Here is a 15,493-nt window from a genome sequence, read left to right as displayed (position 1 = left end):
TCCTCCTCCACGGAGTACGCGGGTCAGGTGTCGATGGGTCCTCCTGTCGTGCTCGCCGGGCCGGGCCGTGTGGTTACGCCGGAGCCCGCCTACGACGCGACGACGCTCGCCGCCCGGAACGTCTCGCCCGGCATCGCCCGCCGCAGCTTCCACGTGATCGCGATCGGCTTGCTGCCCTCGTGGGACTCGTACTCGCACGCCCCGAGACACAGGAACGGCGCGCCCGGGCCGATGTCGTCACCCGGCGCGTCCCGCACGAACAGCACGACGTGGCTGCCCTGCTCCCGGTGCGTGAGGTACCGCCGCCCCATGCCGGTCTCCGGTGACGCGGCGTTCTGCGACTCCCAGTGGAAGCGGTCGGGCTGCAGCGCGAAGTCGCGGTACATCGTGGTGGGGGAGAAGTCGCGCTCCGTCTTGTGCAGGTTGACCAGGAGCGCGTCGACCCGGGTCTCCTCCGCCCAGACGACACCGGTCGCGTGACCGGCGGCCTTCCGCTCCATCGAGGCCCAGTCCAGCCCGGCGAGGATCTCCTCGCGCCGGTAGTGGGCGTGGCTCTGCAGCGGGACGTGCTGGAGCCCCTCACCCAGCGAGCGCGGCAGGTGCCGGGCCTGGTCGAGGGTGTACGCGGTGAGCTCGCGGATCTCGGCGCACACCGCCGGGTGGCGGCGGAGGACGTCGATCCCGGCCTGGTAGCTCCCGAACCCGCCGCGGTCCGGCCAGATCTGGAAGAACAGCATGCGGGCCAGCCGCTGCTCGCGCGCGGTCAGCTCCGCGTAGGCCGGGCCGTCCGGATCGGCCATCCGCGCGTAGACCCCGGCCCGCTCCGGGTCGTCGACGTGCGTGAGGTTCGCGAGCCGCCGGAGCAGGGCGGTCTCGTCCGGGCCGGCGACCGGGACGGTGAAGCCGGCGTCGCGGCGCAGCGCCGTCCACGATCCCTTGCTCCGGTACACGTCGGACAGCTCGCCGCCGGACTCCCGCAGGTAGCGGCCCAGCGCGGACTCCCCGTGCGAGCGGACGTCGGCGACGAGGTCCTTCCGGGACAGCCGCAACCGGCTGCGGACGTTGTCGAGGACGATCTCCTTCGCGACCGGGTCGAGCACCATCGCCGATCCGGAGGGCAGGAACGGGAAGTCCTCGGTGACGTCGTGCTCCAGCCGTTTCCGGGTGCTCCCGGTCAGCGCCCGGAACCGCAGGTCGAAACGGAACTCGCGGCGGTGCTGGCCGATGAAGTCGAGCACGGTCAGCACGGCCTTGTCCGGAGCGCGGCGCAGGCCCCGGCCGAGCTGCTGGAGGAACACCGTCGCGCTCTGGGTGGGCCGCAGCAGCAGGACGGTGTCGACCTGCGGCACGTCGAGGCCCTCGTTGAACACGTCGACCGCGAACAGGCAGTTGACCTCGCGGTCCCGCAGCCGTCGCAGGGCGCCGTCACGGTCCTCGCGGGCGGTCCGACCGGTGACCGCCTCGCTCGGGATCCCGGCCGCGGTGAACACCCGCGCCATGTACTCGGCGTGCGCCACCGACACGCAGAAGCCGAGGGCGCGCATCGTGGTCACGTCGGTGACCTTCGCCCGGGTCTCGCGGATGACCTTCGCGGCGCGGGCGTCGTTGCCGGTGTAGAGCCCGTCGAGCGAGGCGACGTCGTAGCTGCCGCGCCTCCACTCGATCCCGGTGAGGTCGACGTCGTCGGCGACACCGAAGTAGTGGAACGGCACCAGCAGATCGGCCGACAGCGCGTCCCACAGCCGCAGCTCCGCGGCGCTGCGACCGTCGAAGAACCGGTCACGGACGTCGACGCCGTCGGAGCGCTCCGGGGTCGCGGTCAGGCCGAGCAGCTCGGCGGGGCGCAGGTGGTCCAGCAACTGCCGGTAGGTCGCGGCCTCGGCGTGGTGGAACTCGTCGATGACGACGACGTCGAAGCGGTCCGGCGGGATGTTCTCGACCCCGTACGACGCCAGCGACTGCACGCTCGCGAACACGTGGTTCCAGCGCTGCGGCCGGTCCCCGCCGACGTAGGTCTCGCCGAACGCGCCGTCGGCGAGGACGTTGCGGTACGTGCGACGGGACTGGTCGAGGATCTCCTTGCGGTGCGCGACGAACAGCAGCCGCGGGTGCCGGTCGCGCAGCCGGGCGTAGTCGAGGGCCGCGACGACGGTCTTGCCGGTGCCGGTCGCGGCGACGACGAGGTTGCGGTGCCGGTCGTGCACCTCCCGCTCGGTCGCGAGCGCCTCGAGGATCTGCTCCTGGTGCGGGTACGGGCGCACCTCGAGCCCGGACAGCGGTGTCGTGTCGCCCTGCTGGCGGCCGAGCGCGTCGGCGAGCCGCTGCGAGTCCGCGGGAACGGCCGGGTCGTAGGACACGAAATCGGGCGCGGCCCAGTACGTGTCGAAGGTCGAGGTGAACTTCCGGATCAGGTCCGGCGTGGCGACCGAGGACAGCCGCACGTTCCACTCGAGGCCGTCGACCAGCGCGGAACGCGACAGGTTCGAGCTCCCGACGAACGCGGTGTCGAAACCGGACTCCCGGCGGAACAGCCACGCCTTCGCGTGCAGCCGGGTCGTCGCGCTCGCGTAGCTGATCTTCATGTCGGCGCCGTGCCGCCGGACCAGCTCGTCGACGGCCCGCTGCTCGGTGGCACCCATGTAGGTCGTGGTGATGACCCGGAACGGGACGCCGCGCTCGTGCAGCACGTCGAGCTCGCGTTCGAGCAGCCGGATGCCGTGCCAGCGGATGAACGCGCACAGCAGGTCGACCCGGTCCGCGCTGGACAGCTCCGACTGCAGCGCGCTGTGCAGCTTCGGCTCGCCGGCGGCGTTGGTGAACAGCGCAGCGTCCGACAGCGGGGTCAGCGGGCGCCGGACCTCGTGCACACCGGGCGCGATCTCCCGGGTGAGCGCGATGAGCTGCTGCAGGTCGGCATGCAGCCGGTCGTCGTGCTCGACGACGCCGAGCAGCCGGTTGACCAGCTCGACCCGCTGGTCGGGGTCCCGGTCGGCGAGGGCCTGTTCGACGACCGCCGCCACGTGCCGCGACAGCACCCGCGGCTGGGTGGCGGCCTCGACCTCGTCCCACCGCGGGGTCAGCTCGGCGACCTCGGCGAGAGCGGAGTCGAGGCGGCTGGTGCGCAGACGTTCGTGCGCACCGGCACGCAGTGGTTCGGACACGCTTCCCCATCCGTCGTGGATCACGATCGGGTGCAGCATGCCGGAGGACCCCGACACTTCTCGACCACCCCTCAGGAGGGGAACAGGTCCGCCCGCATGCGTGCCGTCAGCTCCTCGACCACTGCCCGTGACGCCTCGGCGCCGAGCGCCGCGCGCTCGTACACCGCGAACCGGGCCCGGTAGCGGGCGAGCTGCTCCGCCCGGTCCTCGCGGAACTCCCCGCCCTCCAGCTCGACGACGACGGTGCCTGCCCCGTCCGCGGACTCGACGAGGTCGAAGCTCACGCCGTACCGGCTGGGCATGGCGGTGTCGGCGGGGATCACCCGGAGCGAGACCGTCGGCAGGGAGGAGAGGTCGGCGAGGTGACGGAGCTGTTCGGCCATCACCCCGGGTCCGCCGAGCCGGTGACGCAGGACGGCCTCGGTCAGGATCACGTCGACCCGGCTGCCCGGCTGGTACAGCAGTGCCTGCCGGTCGAGCCGTGCGGCGACGGCGAGCGCCGCCTGGTCGTCGTCGAGGCCGAGACCCTCGCGCATCAGGTAGTGGGTGTACCGGCTGGTCTGCAGCAGGCCGGGGACCAGGGCGTTCTGGAACGTGAGGATCCGCGACGCCGCCCGTTCCAGGTCCTCGTAGCGCTGCTGGTGCTCCTCCCAGCCGCGCGCGTGCAGGGCCGGCCAGGAGGTGAACTGCTGCGTGTCGGCGGCGAGTGCCGTGACGGCCGGCCCGTCGGCGTCCGGGGCGTCGGAGGTGTGGCTGATCCAGGCGGTGACGAGGTCCTCGTCGATCCTGGCCTGCCCGGTCTCCACCTTCGACACCTGCGCCTGGGAGATGCCGATGAGCCGGGCCAGCTCGACTCCCGTCAGACCTCCGGCGCGGCGCCGGGCGCGCAGCCGCCGTCCGAGTTCTGACCTGACGTCGTCCACAGCGGCTCCTGGTGCACCGATTCCGGCTCCGGTGCAGGGAATATTCTGAATCCTGCTGACCGGTGGGAACTCGATCCTCTCGGAGCCGCAAGGAGCCAGGCAAGAGAATTCGGGCGTCGATCCGGAATATTCTCTGATTCCCGGGTAAGCCGGGCGGCGGGTGGGCTCGGTCTGCTGGAACTCAGCCGCCCTCGACCGCCGCCGAGATGTCCGGGTAGTTCGTGATCTCCCACCCACCGTCGACGACCAGGCTGGTCCCGGTCACGTACGACGCGTCCGGCCCGGCGAGGAACAGCGCGGGCCCGGCCAGCTCGTCGGGATCGGCGGCCCGCCCGATCAGGATCCGGTTCGCGAAGTCCTGCTCGCCCGGTCCGCCGTCGAACCACCCGGCGGTCAGCGGCGTCCGGACGAGGCCGGGCAGCACGGCGTTGACCCGGATCCCGTGGCGCTGGAGCTCCAGCGCGGCGTTCTTCGTGAACACCTCGACGGCGGCCTTGCCTGCGGCGTAGGAGCTCCCGCCGTAGAGCGGGACGTGCGCGTTGAGCGAGGCGACGTTGACGATCGCCCCGCCGCGCCCGGTGTCGCGGATGGCCCGGGCGCCGTGCCGGGTGGTCAGGTAGGTGCCGCCGAGGACGAGGTCCACGGTGGACCGCCAGTCGTCCTCGTCACCGTCGAGGATGGTGCCCAGCGTGGCGGCGCCGGCGACGTTGAACACCAGGTCGAGGCCGCCGAACTCCTCGACGGCCGCGGCGCAGGCGGCGGCCACGTCGGCCGAGCGGGTCACGTCGGTGACGACGCCGCGGCGGCGGTCGTCGTCCCCGGTGGCGGCCAGCCGGCCGGCGTCGATGTCGGCGAGCAGCACGCTCGCCCCTGCCGTGTGCAGCCGCTGCGCCACGGCGGCGCCGATACCCGACGCCGCGCCGGTGACCAGGGCGACCTTGCCCGTGAAGTCGGTCATGCAGGGAACGGTAGGGCGCGGCGCGGCGGCCGGGACAGTGCACGAAGGTGCACGTGCCGGCTCACTCCCGTTCGACGTGGGCGCGCACCGCGGTGCCGTCCTCGTCGGTCCAGCCCTTCGTCGCGGCGTAGGCGACCATCCCGGCGAGATCGTCGTCCCAGCCCGCGGGCACCCGGCCGGCCGCGAGGCGGCGCAGCGCGTCGACCCGGACGAGGACGTGCTCGCCGTCCGGCGTGACCGTCCCGACGTCCGAGGCCGCCACGGCCGCCTCGACGGCGCCGGCGTCGAACCCGGCGGGGACGACGGCGTGGAACGAGCGGACGTTCTCCGGCTCGACGAGCTCGGCGGTGTCCGCGGTGATCCGGACGTACATCGTCGTCCTCCGGGGGTCGGGGTGCTGTCGCCCGGACGGTAGCCGCCGCCGGCGCCGTACGGGAGTGCACGGAGGGGGACGGCGCGGTGTCTCCTTTCGTGCACTCGTGCCGCGCCCGCCGCGGTTGCACCGTGATCGGCACCACGGCCGCGCGGTGCGACGGCGCACCGCCCGACGAGAGGCACACCTGAGATGGCCCGACTGAACTTCGGCATCTTCCTGGCCCCGGTGCACGCACCGGGCAAGAACCCGACGCTGCTGATGGAGCGCGACCTGGAGCTCATCGAGCACCTGGACCGACTCGGCTACGAGGAGGCGTGGTTCGGCGAGCACCACTCGGCCGGCTCGGAGATCTACGCCTCGCCGGAGCTGATGATCGCCGCCGCGGCGCAGCGCACCCGGCGGATCAAGCTCGGCACCGGCGTCACCTCGATCGCCTACCACAACCCGCTGTGGGTGGCGGACCGGATCGTGCAGCTCGACCACCTCACCCGTGGCCGGACGCTGTTCGGCGTCGGCCCGGGTTCGCTCCCCACCGACTCCGCGATGATCGGCCTGAACCCGACCGAGACCCGCGAGCTGCTCGAGGTCAACCTCGACATCATCCTGCGGCTGTTCCGGGGCGAGTCGGTCACCGCGACGACCCGCACCCACGAGCTGATCGACGCCCGGCTGCAGCTCGCACCGTTCTCCGACCCGCTGTTCGACATCGCCGTCGCGGCCGTCGCGTCGCCGACCGGGGCGCGGCTCGCCGGCACCCACGGGCTCGGCCTGCTGTCGATCGGTGCGACGCTGAGTGCCGACGGCTTCGACGCGCTCGCCCACCACTGGAACGTGATGGAGGAGCGGGCCGCCGCGGCCGGGACGACCGTCGACCGCTCCGGCTGGCGGCTGGTCAGCCCGTTCCACGTCGCGGAGACCGAGGACCAGGCCTACCGCGAGGTCGAGCAGGGCATCGAGCACTGGTTCGGCTACTTCCAGAAGGTCGCCGCGTTCCCGCAGATGGCCGTCTCCGGCGACAACGTCAAGGAGATGATCCAGTTCATCAACGAGGCCGGCATCGGCGTGATCGGGACACCCGATCAGGCGCGCGCCCAGGTGCAGCGGCTCGTCGACCAGGCCGGCAGCTTCGGCACGCTGCTGCTGATGGGGCAGGACTGGGCGGGTCCGGCGGCCACCCGGCGCTCGTTCGAGCTGTTCGCCGAGGAGGTCGTGCCGCACTTCCAGGGGCAGGCCGAACCCACCGTCGACGCGGCCCGTCGCGCCACCGAGGTCCGCGAGGGATACTCGAAGGCCCAGCTCGACGCCGTCGCGCACATGACCGAGAAGTACGAGAAGGAGCGTGCCCGGTGATCCCTGCGGCACGGGTGGTGGACGCCCTGATGACCCTCGACCCCGGCGAGACGCTGTTCGCGCCCGGATCGGTCACCTGGCACTCGTTCGACGAGGTGGAGGCCCCGACCCTCCCCGCCACGTTCGACTCGGTGCGTGCCATCCGGTCCGTCGTACCGGACTTCGGGATGTACGAGGTCCGCGCCCAGGACACCGGTGGACCGGTCTCCTGGGCGCAGTACACGCTCCGCGGGACCCTGCCCGACGGCGGTACGTTCCGCGCCCCGGCGGCGCTGGCCGTGCACGTCGACGACGACGGCCGGGTGGTCCGGATCGAGGAGTACGTCGACACGGGGCAGCTGGCCCCGCTGTTCGCGGCGCTGGGGTGAGCGGCGGCCGGATCAGCTGCCGCGCAGTACCAACGCCAGCTCGGTCCGGCTCCGCGCCCCGGTGCGCTCCAGCAACCGGCTGACGTACTTCTTCACCGTGTCCTCGGACAGCTCCATCGTCCGGGCGATCATCGCGTTGGTCATGCCCCGTCCGACGAGCTCGGCCGTCTGGGCGAGCCGCGGCGGCAGCGGGGGCGGGGCCGCCGTCGCGTGCTCGGGCAGGTGCCGGGCGATCGCGTCGAGCTGGCGGCCGAGGAGCCGCAGCTGGGCCAGCTCGGCCGGGCCGACGGTGCCGCTCGGGCCGAAGATCCCGAACAGCGCCTGCCCGCCGCCGGGCGCGACCCGGACGGCGGCGAGGTTCTCCAGCCCGTTGCGGGCCAGCCACGACAGGTACGGCCGGTCGGCAGCAGGGGTGGGTTCACGGGTGTCGACCGCGGCGGCGTGCGTGCGGTGCAGTACCGCCGACTCGCGGGGCTGGGCGAACACGTCGCGGTCCGACCAGCGCTCGCGGTACTCACGGATCATGCTGCGCTGACGGCCGTTGAGCAGCGGGTCCGGGTCGCGGAACAGGCCGCTGTAGGTGGAGCCGGCGAAGAACGTCGTGTTGCGGAAGCCGAGGACCGAACCGAGCGCCTCGAGCACCAGTTCGGCCAGCTCGCCGACGTCACGCGCGCGGTCGACCCGCTCCAGCACCGTGAACACCTGGCCGAGCCGGTCGGCGGGCAACGCCGTCGCCGTAGCCGCACGCATCCTGGCCGACACCTCCCACGCTGACGGTGTGTCGGCGATCATAGCCCGCCGTGCGGCGGGGCCGGCGACGGCGACGTTCGGGTGTCACGGACGGCGGCGCGGTGGCCGCGACATGACTCATCGGAACTCCTTCGCAGGTCACGGGTGCGCGGGAGCGAACGATGTACTAGCGAATCGAACATATGGTCGAGTACGATCGTCCACATGACCGCGGTCCAGGAACCTCCACGCACCGGCCTCCCTGCCGGGGATCCGGGGTTCCCTCAGGTCGATCTGGCGCTGGTGCAGCTGGCGGTGGAGCAGGCCGCGCACGACGACCTGTCCGGTGTGTCCGAGGCGGAGTTGATCGATCAGATTCAGCAGCTGGAGTCGGTGCAGCACTCCTTGGCGGCGTTGCAGGCGACTCGGGTGCGGGCGTTCGCGCGGCTCCATGTGGAGAACGGCATCGCGGCCGGGCAGGTCGATCCGGATCGGTTGCAGCGGGGTGTGGTGGCGCAGGTCGGGTTGGCCTGTCGGGTGTCGCCGGCCGAGGCGCGGCGCCGGGTGAGTACCGCCCGGGACCTGCACGACGGTCTCGATCATGTTCGTGGGTTGTTCGGGGCCGGTGAGTTGAGCGCGGTGAAGGTGGCGGCGGTGGTGGCCGCGTGCTCGGATCTGGACCGCGCCGAACGTGCTGCGGTGGATGTTCGTCTGGCCGGCCACGATCTGACCCGGCTCGGGATCCGGCGGTTGCAGGATCTCGCCCGCAAGTTCGCTGCCGAGGTGGCGCCGGAGAAGTTCCGCGCCCGCGCCGAGTCCGCCCGCGCAGAGCGGCGCGTGACGCTGCGCCCGGCGCCGGATGCGATGACGTATCTGACCGCGTATCTGCCGGTGGAGCAGGGTGTGGCGTGTCTGGCCGCGCTGAACAAGGCGTTCACCGAGGTGTCGGTGAATCCGGCACCGTTGACCCGGACCCGCGGTCAGGTCATGGCCGACACGCTCGTCGAGCGCCTCACCGGCCAGGCCGTGGCGACCGATGTGGGCGTCGAGGTCCAGGTCGTGGTGCCGATCGAGGCGCTGCTGGACCCGGACTCGCTACTCCCGGCGGAGGTCCCCGGCCACGGCCCGGTCCCGGTCGAACTCCTGGCCACGAGCGAGGGGAGGAAGACCCTGCGCCGCCTGATCACCTCCGACGGTGTCGTGATCGGCGGGGACTCCCGCCAGCGCACCTTCACCGGGCTCCTCGCCCGGCTGGTGCGGGCGCGGGCGGGGAACCGGTGCACCGAGCCCTACTGCGACGCCCCGGTACGGCACGTCGACCACATCCACCGCGATGCCGACGGGGGAGCGACCGAGCTCGACAACGGCAGGGGTGTGTGCGAGTTCCACAACCACGTCCGCGAGCAGGCCGGTTGGCGCGTCGCCCGCGGGCCGGACGGCAGGGTCCGCACCACGACCCCGACGGGCCACGCCTACCTCGCACCCGGATGACGCGCCCCGGCCCGTCCGGCGCGGAGCTCCCACCCGGCCCGGACGGCACCGCCGGACGGGTGGGGCGGCTCGGTCAGGTCGGGTCTCCCGATGGGTCCTCAGTGGCCGAGGAACTCTGCGATGCGCGGGACCTGTCCGAGCAGCGCGTGCCCGGCACCGGGCACGACCACGACCCGCACGTCGGGCAGCAGCCCGGTCAGCCGTCGCCCGGTCCCCACCGGGTCGAAGACCCGGTCGCGCTCGCCGAGCACAGCGAGCACCGGCATCGTCAGACGGCGCAGCGCGGCGTCGTCGAACACCGGGATCCGCTCCGTCCGGGGGCGGAAGTGCCGGAAGTGCAGGTCGATCTCGTCGAGCACGTGCGGGTGGGCACGTGCGTCGAGCCCGGTGACGATCTCCGCCGAGCGGCGGCGCCCGCGGGCGCCCAGCAGGTTCAGCAGGAACGCGGGGGCGACCTTCCCGAGGGTCTGCCTGCCGATCCCGGCCGGGCACAGCACCGCGAGCCGCGACACCCGCTCCGGACGACGGGTGGCGAGGTCCACGGCGATCCACCCGCCGAGCGACATGCCCACGACGGCCGTCACCCCGACACCGAGCAGGTCGAGCGTCTGCGCGAGCCAGTCCGCGGTGTCCGGAGTGGTGAGGTCGAGACGGACCGGGTCGCTGAACCCGGGCTCCCCGAGCAGGTCGACCATCACGACGCGGTGCCGGGCCGCGAGCCCGGCGATCCCGTCACCCCACACGGAGCTGTTCGCACCGGACCCGTGCACCAGCACCACCGGCGGGGCGTCGTCGTCGCCGCAGGTCAGGGCGAACGTCCGTCCGTAGGAGGTCACCAGCTCGTGGCGCGCGACGGGGACCGGCCAGCCGGCGAGGTGCTGCTCGTAGCGCTCCCGGACCGCGGCCGCACCGGCCTCGCTCGTCCAGATGTCCGCGCCGCCGGCGGGATCCGCACCCATCGTCGCTCCTGTCTGTACGGATCGGGCCGCTGCCGATCGGGATGGGCACGATCCTGCGTGTCCCGGGTTGACGCGTCCATCGAGATCGGAGCCGCGCGGGCAGCTGCCGTGCACGGACGGGTGCAGATGCCCGTGCCGTCGTGCGGTCGATCGGTGCACGCCGGAGGGTGTCCACATGAGAACCAGACGCATCTCGATCGTGGCCGGGGCGCTCGCCGCCGGCCTCCTGCTCGCCGGCTGTGGCGGGGACGCGGGGTCCTCGGCGGCCGGGCAGATGACGGCGCCGTCGTCGGAGCAGGCGGCTCCGGAGACCCCTGCCTCGACCGGCGAGCAGGAGTCCGGGCAGGAGGGCGGCGGGTCCGCCGAGCAGGCCGCGGACCGCTGCACCACCGCCGACCTGTCCGCGACGGTGAACCAGCCGACCGGCACCGGACAGCAGAGCACGATCCTCGCCTGGCGCAACACCTCGGACCAGCCGTGCACGATGACCGGCTTCGGCGGTGTCGACCTGCGGGGACCCGAGGACCCGACGTTCGGGCCGTCGTACTCGCTGCCGCGCTCGTCGGAGGAGGCGACGCCGGTGACGCTGCAGCCGGGCGGCACCGGGATCACCACGATCACGACGCTGTCCGGCGGCGGCTGGACACCGACCGAGGTCGTCGTGACGGCGCCGGACGAGACGACGTCGACGACGATCCCGTGGCGCGGTGGCCCGGTGCAGCGCCAGGACGGCGCGACCCGGCCCGGCAGCTACATCGGCCCGGTGGAGCAGGGCTCGGTCTGAGCCCGGCCCGGTGTCGTGGCGCGGGAGCCGCGCTACGGCACCAGGACGATCTTGCCCGTGACGTGCCCGCCCTCGACCGCGGCGAGTGCGGCGCCCGCCTCGTCCAGCGGGCGCACCTCCCGCACCAGCGGGTCCAGCTCCCCGGCGGCGACGAACCGGGCGAGCCCGGCCAGCACGGCCGTGCTGCGGTCGCGCGGGACGTCGCTCCCGCCGAGCTCGGCGACCAGGGGCTTGTCCGCGACCGAGTACAGCCGGCCGCGCGGCACCAGACCCGCGACGGCACGCAGCGCGTCGCCGCCGACGAGGTCCAGCGCACCGTCGACACCGCCGGGCGCCGCGGCCCGGATCCGGTCGGCGACGCCCTCGCCGTAGGTGACGGGCGTGGTCCCGAGGCGGGCGAGGAGGTCGTGCTTGGCAGGGCTCGCGGTCCCGACGACGTGCAGCCCGCGCAGGCGGGCGAGCTGCACCAGCGGGAGCCCGACGCCGCCGCCCGCGCCGTTCACCAGCAGCGTCGCACCCGGCGGGAGACCCAGGTTCTCGAGCGTGTCCCACGCCGTCCCGGCGGCGACCGGCAGGACCGCGGCCTGCTCCGGCGTCACCGCGTCCGGCCGGTGCGCGGCGAACGACGCGGTGACCCGCGCCAGTGGCGCCCACCCGCCGAGCATGCCGGGACACCCGCCGAACACCTCGTCGCCGGGGACGAACCCGGCCACCCCGTCACCGGTGGCGACGACGGTGCCGGCGACCTCGCGGCCGAGCACCGCCGGGCCCTCGACCCCGTAGGAGCCCTCGCGGACCCGCCAGTCGCCCGGGTTCACCCCGGCCGCGCGCACCCGCACGAGGAGCTCGTCCGGCCCCGCCTCCGGCTCCGGGGCGTCCAGGAACGCCTGCTGCTCCGGCCCGCCCGGCCGGAGGAATCCGTAGCCCCGCATACACCGTCCTCGGCTCTCGATCATGTCGCGGGCGACGCTACGCCGACCCCGGTCCGGTGACTCCGGTCACAGACGGCTTGAGTGTGCCGTGGCGGCACGGCATCTCCTCGTCGCAGCACAGCGGACCGGGAGCGACGACGATGAGCGTGACGGACAGGAACCCGACGCCGGAGGACGCCGTCCGGGCGACGACGGCACTGCTCGAGAGGATGGGCGGCCCGGCGGGCGTCGCCTGCTCGGCCGTGCCCGTGGTCGTCCTCGTGGTGGCCGGCGCCGTCCTGGCACCGCCGATGGCGACCGGGATCGCGGTCGCCGCGGGGCTGGCCGTCACCGGACTCCGGCTGCTGTACGGGGAGCGGTTCTCGTCGGCGACCGGGGGTCTGCTCGCCGTCGCCGCCGCCCTCGGTGCCCGGTCCGTCGTCACGTGGTGGGTCCCCGCCGACGGCACCCCCTGGTGGGCGTCGTTCGCCACGGTCGCGGCCGGCGCCCTGCCGGCCGTCCTCGCCGTCCTCGTCGTGGCCGGGGCGTCCCGCCGCACGTCGACGCGTCGCGTCACCCCGGCCTGACGGGGAGAGAGGCACCGCACCATGGCACTGCCCGACCCGATCCCGGTCGAGGACCTGTTCTCCCCGCACCGCGCGCCCGGCACACGGACGCCGGTGCCGACGACCCCGCTGACGCTCGCGGCGCGGGACGGGCGTGCGCTGCCGTCGTCCCTCACACTCCCGGTGGGCATCGAACCGCGCGGGCTCCCGACCGTGCTGCTGGTCCAGGACCGGCCCTGGCTCGGGCCCCGGTGCGGCGACGGCGCGGTGGTGCAGCTGCTCGCGAACCGCGGCTACGCGGTCCTGCAGGTCGGCGACCGGGAGCCGGTCTCCGTGCCGGAGGACCTCCTCGACGCCGTCGACCGGGTCGTCGAGCTGGGCCACACCGATCCGGACCGGGTCGCGATCGCCGGCAGCTCCTGGGGCGGCTACGCGGCGCTGGCCGGTGTGGCCTTCACCCCGGACCGGTTCGCGGCCGCGGTGGCGCACTCCGGCATCCCGAACCTCGCGAACTACCTGCGGAGCGTGCCGGAACACGACGATCCGGCGACGGCCGCCGCCTGGTTCCGCCACATCGGGGACCCGGACGACCCGGACCAGGAGCACGCCATGCTGGCGCGCTCGCCGGTGACCCGGGTGCGCGACATCCGCACCCCGCTGCTGATCGCTCAGGGGGCGCAGGACCCGCGGGTCGCGCCGGCCGAGTCCGCCCTCGTCGTCGACGCGCTGCGGGCGCGGCGGCGCGAGGTCGAGTACCTCGTGTTCGACGACGAGGGGCACACGATCGAGGACCCGGAGAACCGGATCGCCCTGTTCCGCGCCGTGGAGCGGTTCCTCGCCCGGCACCTGGGCGGTCGCGGCTGAACCGGACCCTCAGATCCGGACGGGGAGCTCGGCCAGCCGCTGGAACCCCAGCTGCGACGGCTCCGGGCCGGGGTCCACCGCGAGACGCAGTGCCGGGAACCGGGTGAACAGCGCCCGCAGGACGACCTCCGTCTCCTGCCGGGCGAGCGCCGCGCCGAGGCAGTAGTGCGCGCCCTGACCGAACCCGACGTGGCCCTCCCCGCGACCGGGGTCGCGCCGGACGTCCAGCTCCTCGAGACGGTCGAGGACACGGGGATCGGTGTTCGCGGACAGCAGCGCAGCCATCACGGTCGAACCGGCGGGGACGGTGACGCCGTCGACGTCGACGTCCTCGGTGGCGTATCGCGGCACGGTCACCGGGATCGGACCGCAGATCCGGACCAGCTCGTGGACCGCCTGCGGCCACAGCCCGGGCTCCGCCCGGAGGGCGGCGAGCTGGTCCGGGCGCGTCAGCAGCGCCTGCACCGCCTTGGCGACCAGGTGCGCCGTCGTCTCGAACCCCGCCGTGACGATGTCGAAGACCATGGTGACCATCTCGCGCTCGGTGAGCCGGTCGCCGTCGTCGTCGTGCACCTCGACCAGCGCGGTGAGCAGGTCGTCGGCCGGTTCGGCCCGGCGGGCCGTGATCAGCTCCTCGATCTGCGCGACGACGGCGCGCACCGCGTCGGGCATCCGCTCGGGATCGGGGTCGATCAGCAGCCGGCCCAGCCGGTCCCAGCGGTCGCGGTCGTCCTCGGGCACCCCGACCAGCTCGCAGATGACGGCGATGGGCAGCGGGCGGGCGAGCGCCGTCACGAGATCGACGGCCGAGCCGTCGGCGCCGGCCGAGGCGACGTCGTCGAGCAGCCGCTCGGTGATCGTCTCGACGCGGGGGCGCAGGCCGTTCACCCGTCGCACGGTGAAGGCGCGGGAGACGAGCTTCCGCAACCGGCTGTGGTCGGCACCGTCCCGGGTGAGCAGGCCGCGCCCGAGGTAGTCCACGTCCGGCGGAAGCCCGAGAAAGGCGAACATCGCCGCGGCGGCGTCCTCCGCCCCCTCGACGGTGCCCGCGTCGGAGCGGAACCGCGCATCGGTCAGGACGGCGCGGACGTCGTCGTGCCCGGTGACCATGACGGTGGTGCGGGTCCCGACGATCGCCGTGTCGACGACCGGGCCCCGCTCCCGGAGGGCGCGGAACTGTGCGACCGGGCAGCCGGTGCCCGCGAGGGGGTCCGCGTGGTCGTCGGTCGTGTGCGTGGTCATGGTCGTCTCCCTCGGGGTGTGGCGGCGGGGGCGCGCACGGTGCCGTCCCCCGGCGGATCGGCGTCGTCGAGGTGTGCCGGATCGCCGGCGAGGTGCTCCTGGACGCGCCGCATGACGTCGATCTGGGCGGGGTTGTAGAGGTCCCGCATCGCGGCGCCGACGGTGCGCGCCACGTACCGCGCGCCGCGCGGCGCGTCGGAGTCGGGGCCGGCCAGGCCCGGATGGGTCCGGTGCAGCGCCCGGATGTGGGGGGCCAGCCGGTCGGCGAGGCCCTGGCGGACGTCCTCGTCGGCGTCGGCGGTCAGGCTGTCGAACTCGCCGTCCAGCGGGGTGGTGGGCGTGTCCTGCAACATGTCGGCGTAGGCCTGCAGGCGTTGCGGGCCGAGTACCCGGGTCATGACCACGACCAGCGAACGGTCCGCCTCGGACATCCGCTCGGTGCCGGCCGGGGCCAGCTCCGGGGGCAGGTCGGTGGGGGCGGACCGCTGGAGGATGAGTCCGAGCTCGACCCGGACGCGCTGGAGTCGTTCGATGGTGGCCGCGAGCTCGGCGTCGAGGGTGCGCAGGGCTTCCTCCGGGTGGTCGTCGGCGTCGCCCATGGCGGCGATCTGGGACAGTGAGAACCCGAGGTCGGTGAGCCGCTTGATGTGCAGCACACGGACGAGGTGGCGGACTCCGTACTGCTTGTAGCCGTTGGAGCGTCGCTCGGGCTCCTCCAGGAGCCCGATGTCGTGGTAGTGCCGGACGGCGCGCAGGCTGGTGCCGGCGAGCTCGGCGATCTCTCGGGTACTCCAGGCCATGACGCCAGTTC

General features: G+C 73.6%; 15 protein-coding genes. 6 read left to right on the top strand and 9 right to left on the bottom strand.

The features are described 5' to 3' along the window. Positions 1–89: 89 nt before the first annotated feature. The 4 genes from PP1_RS07880 to PP1_RS07865 form a co-directional block, all read right to left on the bottom strand. A complete protein-coding gene (locus PP1_RS07880; protein WP_010227014.1) occupies positions 90–3,200 on the bottom strand; it encodes a DUF3427 domain-containing protein in 3,111 nt (1,036 codons plus the stop codon). Between the two features lie 32 nt (positions 3,201–3,232). Further along, positions 3,233–4,084 (bottom strand): helix-turn-helix domain-containing protein, encoded by an 852-nt coding sequence (locus PP1_RS07875; RefSeq protein ID WP_010227012.1) that lies wholly within the window; start codon positions 4,082–4,084, stop codon positions 3,233–3,235. A gap of 181 nt (positions 4,085–4,265) precedes the next feature. Next, positions 4,266–5,042, bottom strand: a complete 777-nt coding sequence (locus PP1_RS07870; RefSeq protein WP_010227009.1) for an SDR family NAD(P)-dependent oxidoreductase — start codon at positions 5,040–5,042, stop codon at positions 4,266–4,268. 61 nt (positions 5,043–5,103) lie between these two features. Beyond that, a complete protein-coding gene (locus tag PP1_RS07865) occupies positions 5,104–5,415 on the bottom strand; it encodes a hypothetical protein (protein ID WP_010227007.1) in 312 nt (103 codons plus the stop codon). A gap of 192 nt (positions 5,416–5,607) precedes the next feature. Here PP1_RS07865 and PP1_RS07860 point away from each other — a divergent pair, with 192 nt between their 5' ends. Both PP1_RS07860 and PP1_RS07855 read left to right on the top strand, forming a co-directional pair. Next, complete coding sequence (locus tag PP1_RS07860; RefSeq protein WP_010227005.1) at positions 5,608–6,768, top strand: LLM class flavin-dependent oxidoreductase; 1,161 nt, start codon at positions 5,608–5,610, stop codon at positions 6,766–6,768. Continuing rightward, complete coding sequence (locus tag PP1_RS07855; protein ID WP_010227003.1) at positions 6,765–7,136, top strand: hypothetical protein; 372 nt, start codon at positions 6,765–6,767, stop codon at positions 7,134–7,136. Before PP1_RS07860 ends, PP1_RS07855 begins: the two co-directional genes overlap by 4 nt. Positions 7,137–7,148: 12 nt before the next feature. On the opposite strand, the gene PP1_RS07850 is transcribed toward PP1_RS07855, so the two are convergent. Beyond that, on the bottom strand, positions 7,149–7,886 hold the full coding sequence (locus PP1_RS07850; RefSeq protein ID WP_075314074.1) for a helix-turn-helix transcriptional regulator: 738 nt from the start codon (positions 7,884–7,886) through the stop codon (positions 7,149–7,151). A 204-nt stretch (positions 7,887–8,090) separates the two neighbouring features. Here PP1_RS07850 and PP1_RS07845 point away from each other — a divergent pair, with 204 nt between their 5' ends. Next, positions 8,091–9,356 (top strand): HNH endonuclease, encoded by a 1,266-nt coding sequence (locus PP1_RS07845; protein WP_010226998.1) that lies wholly within the window; start codon positions 8,091–8,093, stop codon positions 9,354–9,356. A 98-nt stretch (positions 9,357–9,454) separates the two neighbouring features. Here the strand turns inward: PP1_RS07845 and PP1_RS07840 are convergent, their stop codons facing one another. After that, positions 9,455–10,315, bottom strand: coding sequence for an alpha/beta fold hydrolase (locus tag PP1_RS07840; RefSeq protein ID WP_010226996.1), 861 nt, complete (start codon positions 10,313–10,315; stop codon positions 9,455–9,457). A gap of 175 nt (positions 10,316–10,490) precedes the next feature. On the opposite strand from PP1_RS07840, the gene PP1_RS07835 reads away from it, so the two are divergent. Further along, the gene (locus PP1_RS07835; RefSeq protein WP_139323819.1) at positions 10,491–11,099 is read left to right on the top strand and encodes a DUF4232 domain-containing protein; all 609 of its coding nucleotides are present in this window, start codon (positions 10,491–10,493) and stop codon (positions 11,097–11,099) included. A 32-nt stretch (positions 11,100–11,131) separates the two neighbouring features. On the opposite strand, the gene PP1_RS07830 is transcribed toward PP1_RS07835, so the two are convergent. Continuing rightward, positions 11,132–12,031: an NADP-dependent oxidoreductase gene (locus PP1_RS07830; RefSeq protein WP_010226992.1), complete on the bottom strand. Its 900-nt coding sequence runs from the start codon at positions 12,029–12,031 to the stop codon at positions 11,132–11,134. Between the two features lie 140 nt (positions 12,032–12,171). Between PP1_RS07830 and PP1_RS07825 the strand changes: the two genes are divergently transcribed. After that, positions 12,172–12,597 (top strand): hypothetical protein, encoded by a 426-nt coding sequence (locus PP1_RS07825; RefSeq protein WP_139323820.1) that lies wholly within the window; start codon positions 12,172–12,174, stop codon positions 12,595–12,597. 21 nt (positions 12,598–12,618) lie between these two features. Then, complete coding sequence (locus PP1_RS07820; protein ID WP_010226988.1) at positions 12,619–13,440, top strand: alpha/beta hydrolase family protein; 822 nt, start codon at positions 12,619–12,621, stop codon at positions 13,438–13,440. A gap of 9 nt (positions 13,441–13,449) precedes the next feature. Here the strand turns inward: PP1_RS07820 and PP1_RS07815 are convergent, their stop codons facing one another. Both PP1_RS07815 and PP1_RS07810 read right to left on the bottom strand, forming a co-directional pair. Further along, the gene (locus PP1_RS07815; RefSeq protein WP_010226987.1) at positions 13,450–14,682 is read right to left on the bottom strand and encodes a cytochrome P450 family protein; all 1,233 of its coding nucleotides are present in this window, start codon (positions 14,680–14,682) and stop codon (positions 13,450–13,452) included. Beyond that, positions 14,679–15,482, bottom strand: a complete 804-nt coding sequence (locus PP1_RS07810; RefSeq protein WP_010226986.1) for a helix-turn-helix domain-containing protein — start codon at positions 15,480–15,482, stop codon at positions 14,679–14,681. Before PP1_RS07810 ends, PP1_RS07815 begins: the two co-directional genes overlap by 4 nt. Between the last annotated feature and the right edge of the window lie 11 nt (positions 15,483–15,493).

It is taken from the genome of Pseudonocardia sp. P1, assembly GCF_000178675.2.
In the GTDB taxonomy this organism is placed as follows: Bacteria; Actinomycetota; Actinomycetes; order Mycobacteriales; family Pseudonocardiaceae; genus Pseudonocardia.
The sequence above is the reverse complement of the archived record's forward strand: the minus strand, read 5'-3'. Positions and strand labels throughout refer to the sequence as shown.

Coding starts and splice junctions, on each gene's coding strand:
- PP1_RS07845 (WP_010226998.1), top strand. CDS start 8,091: ATGACCGCGGTCCAGGAACCTCCACGCACCGGCCTCCCTGCCGGGGAT.
- PP1_RS07835 (WP_139323819.1), top strand. CDS start 10,491: ATGAGAACCAGACGCATCTCGATCGTGGCCGGGGCGCTCGCCGCCGGC.
- PP1_RS07850 (WP_075314074.1), bottom strand. CDS start 7,886: ATGCGTGCGGCTACGGCGACGGCGTTGCCCGCCGACCGGCTCGGCCAG.
- PP1_RS07840 (WP_010226996.1), bottom strand. CDS start 10,315: ATGGGTGCGGATCCCGCCGGCGGCGCGGACATCTGGACGAGCGAGGCC.
- PP1_RS07810 (WP_010226986.1), bottom strand. CDS start 15,482: ATGGCCTGGAGTACCCGAGAGATCGCCGAGCTCGCCGGCACCAGCCTG.
- PP1_RS07860 (WP_010227005.1), top strand. CDS start 5,608: ATGGCCCGACTGAACTTCGGCATCTTCCTGGCCCCGGTGCACGCACCG.
- PP1_RS07830 (WP_010226992.1), bottom strand. CDS start 12,031: ATGCGGGGCTACGGATTCCTCCGGCCGGGCGGGCCGGAGCAGCAGGCG.
- PP1_RS07825 (WP_139323820.1), top strand. CDS start 12,172: ATGAGCGTGACGGACAGGAACCCGACGCCGGAGGACGCCGTCCGGGCG.
- PP1_RS07820 (WP_010226988.1), top strand. CDS start 12,619: ATGGCACTGCCCGACCCGATCCCGGTCGAGGACCTGTTCTCCCCGCAC.
- PP1_RS07815 (WP_010226987.1), bottom strand. CDS start 14,682: ATGACCACGCACACGACCGACGACCACGCGGACCCCCTCGCGGGCACC.
- PP1_RS07870 (WP_010227009.1), bottom strand. CDS start 5,042: ATGACCGACTTCACGGGCAAGGTCGCCCTGGTCACCGGCGCGGCGTCG.
- PP1_RS07880 (WP_010227014.1), bottom strand. CDS start 3,200: ATGCTGCACCCGATCGTGATCCACGACGGATGGGGAAGCGTGTCCGAA.
- PP1_RS07865 (WP_010227007.1), bottom strand. CDS start 5,415: ATGTACGTCCGGATCACCGCGGACACCGCCGAGCTCGTCGAGCCGGAG.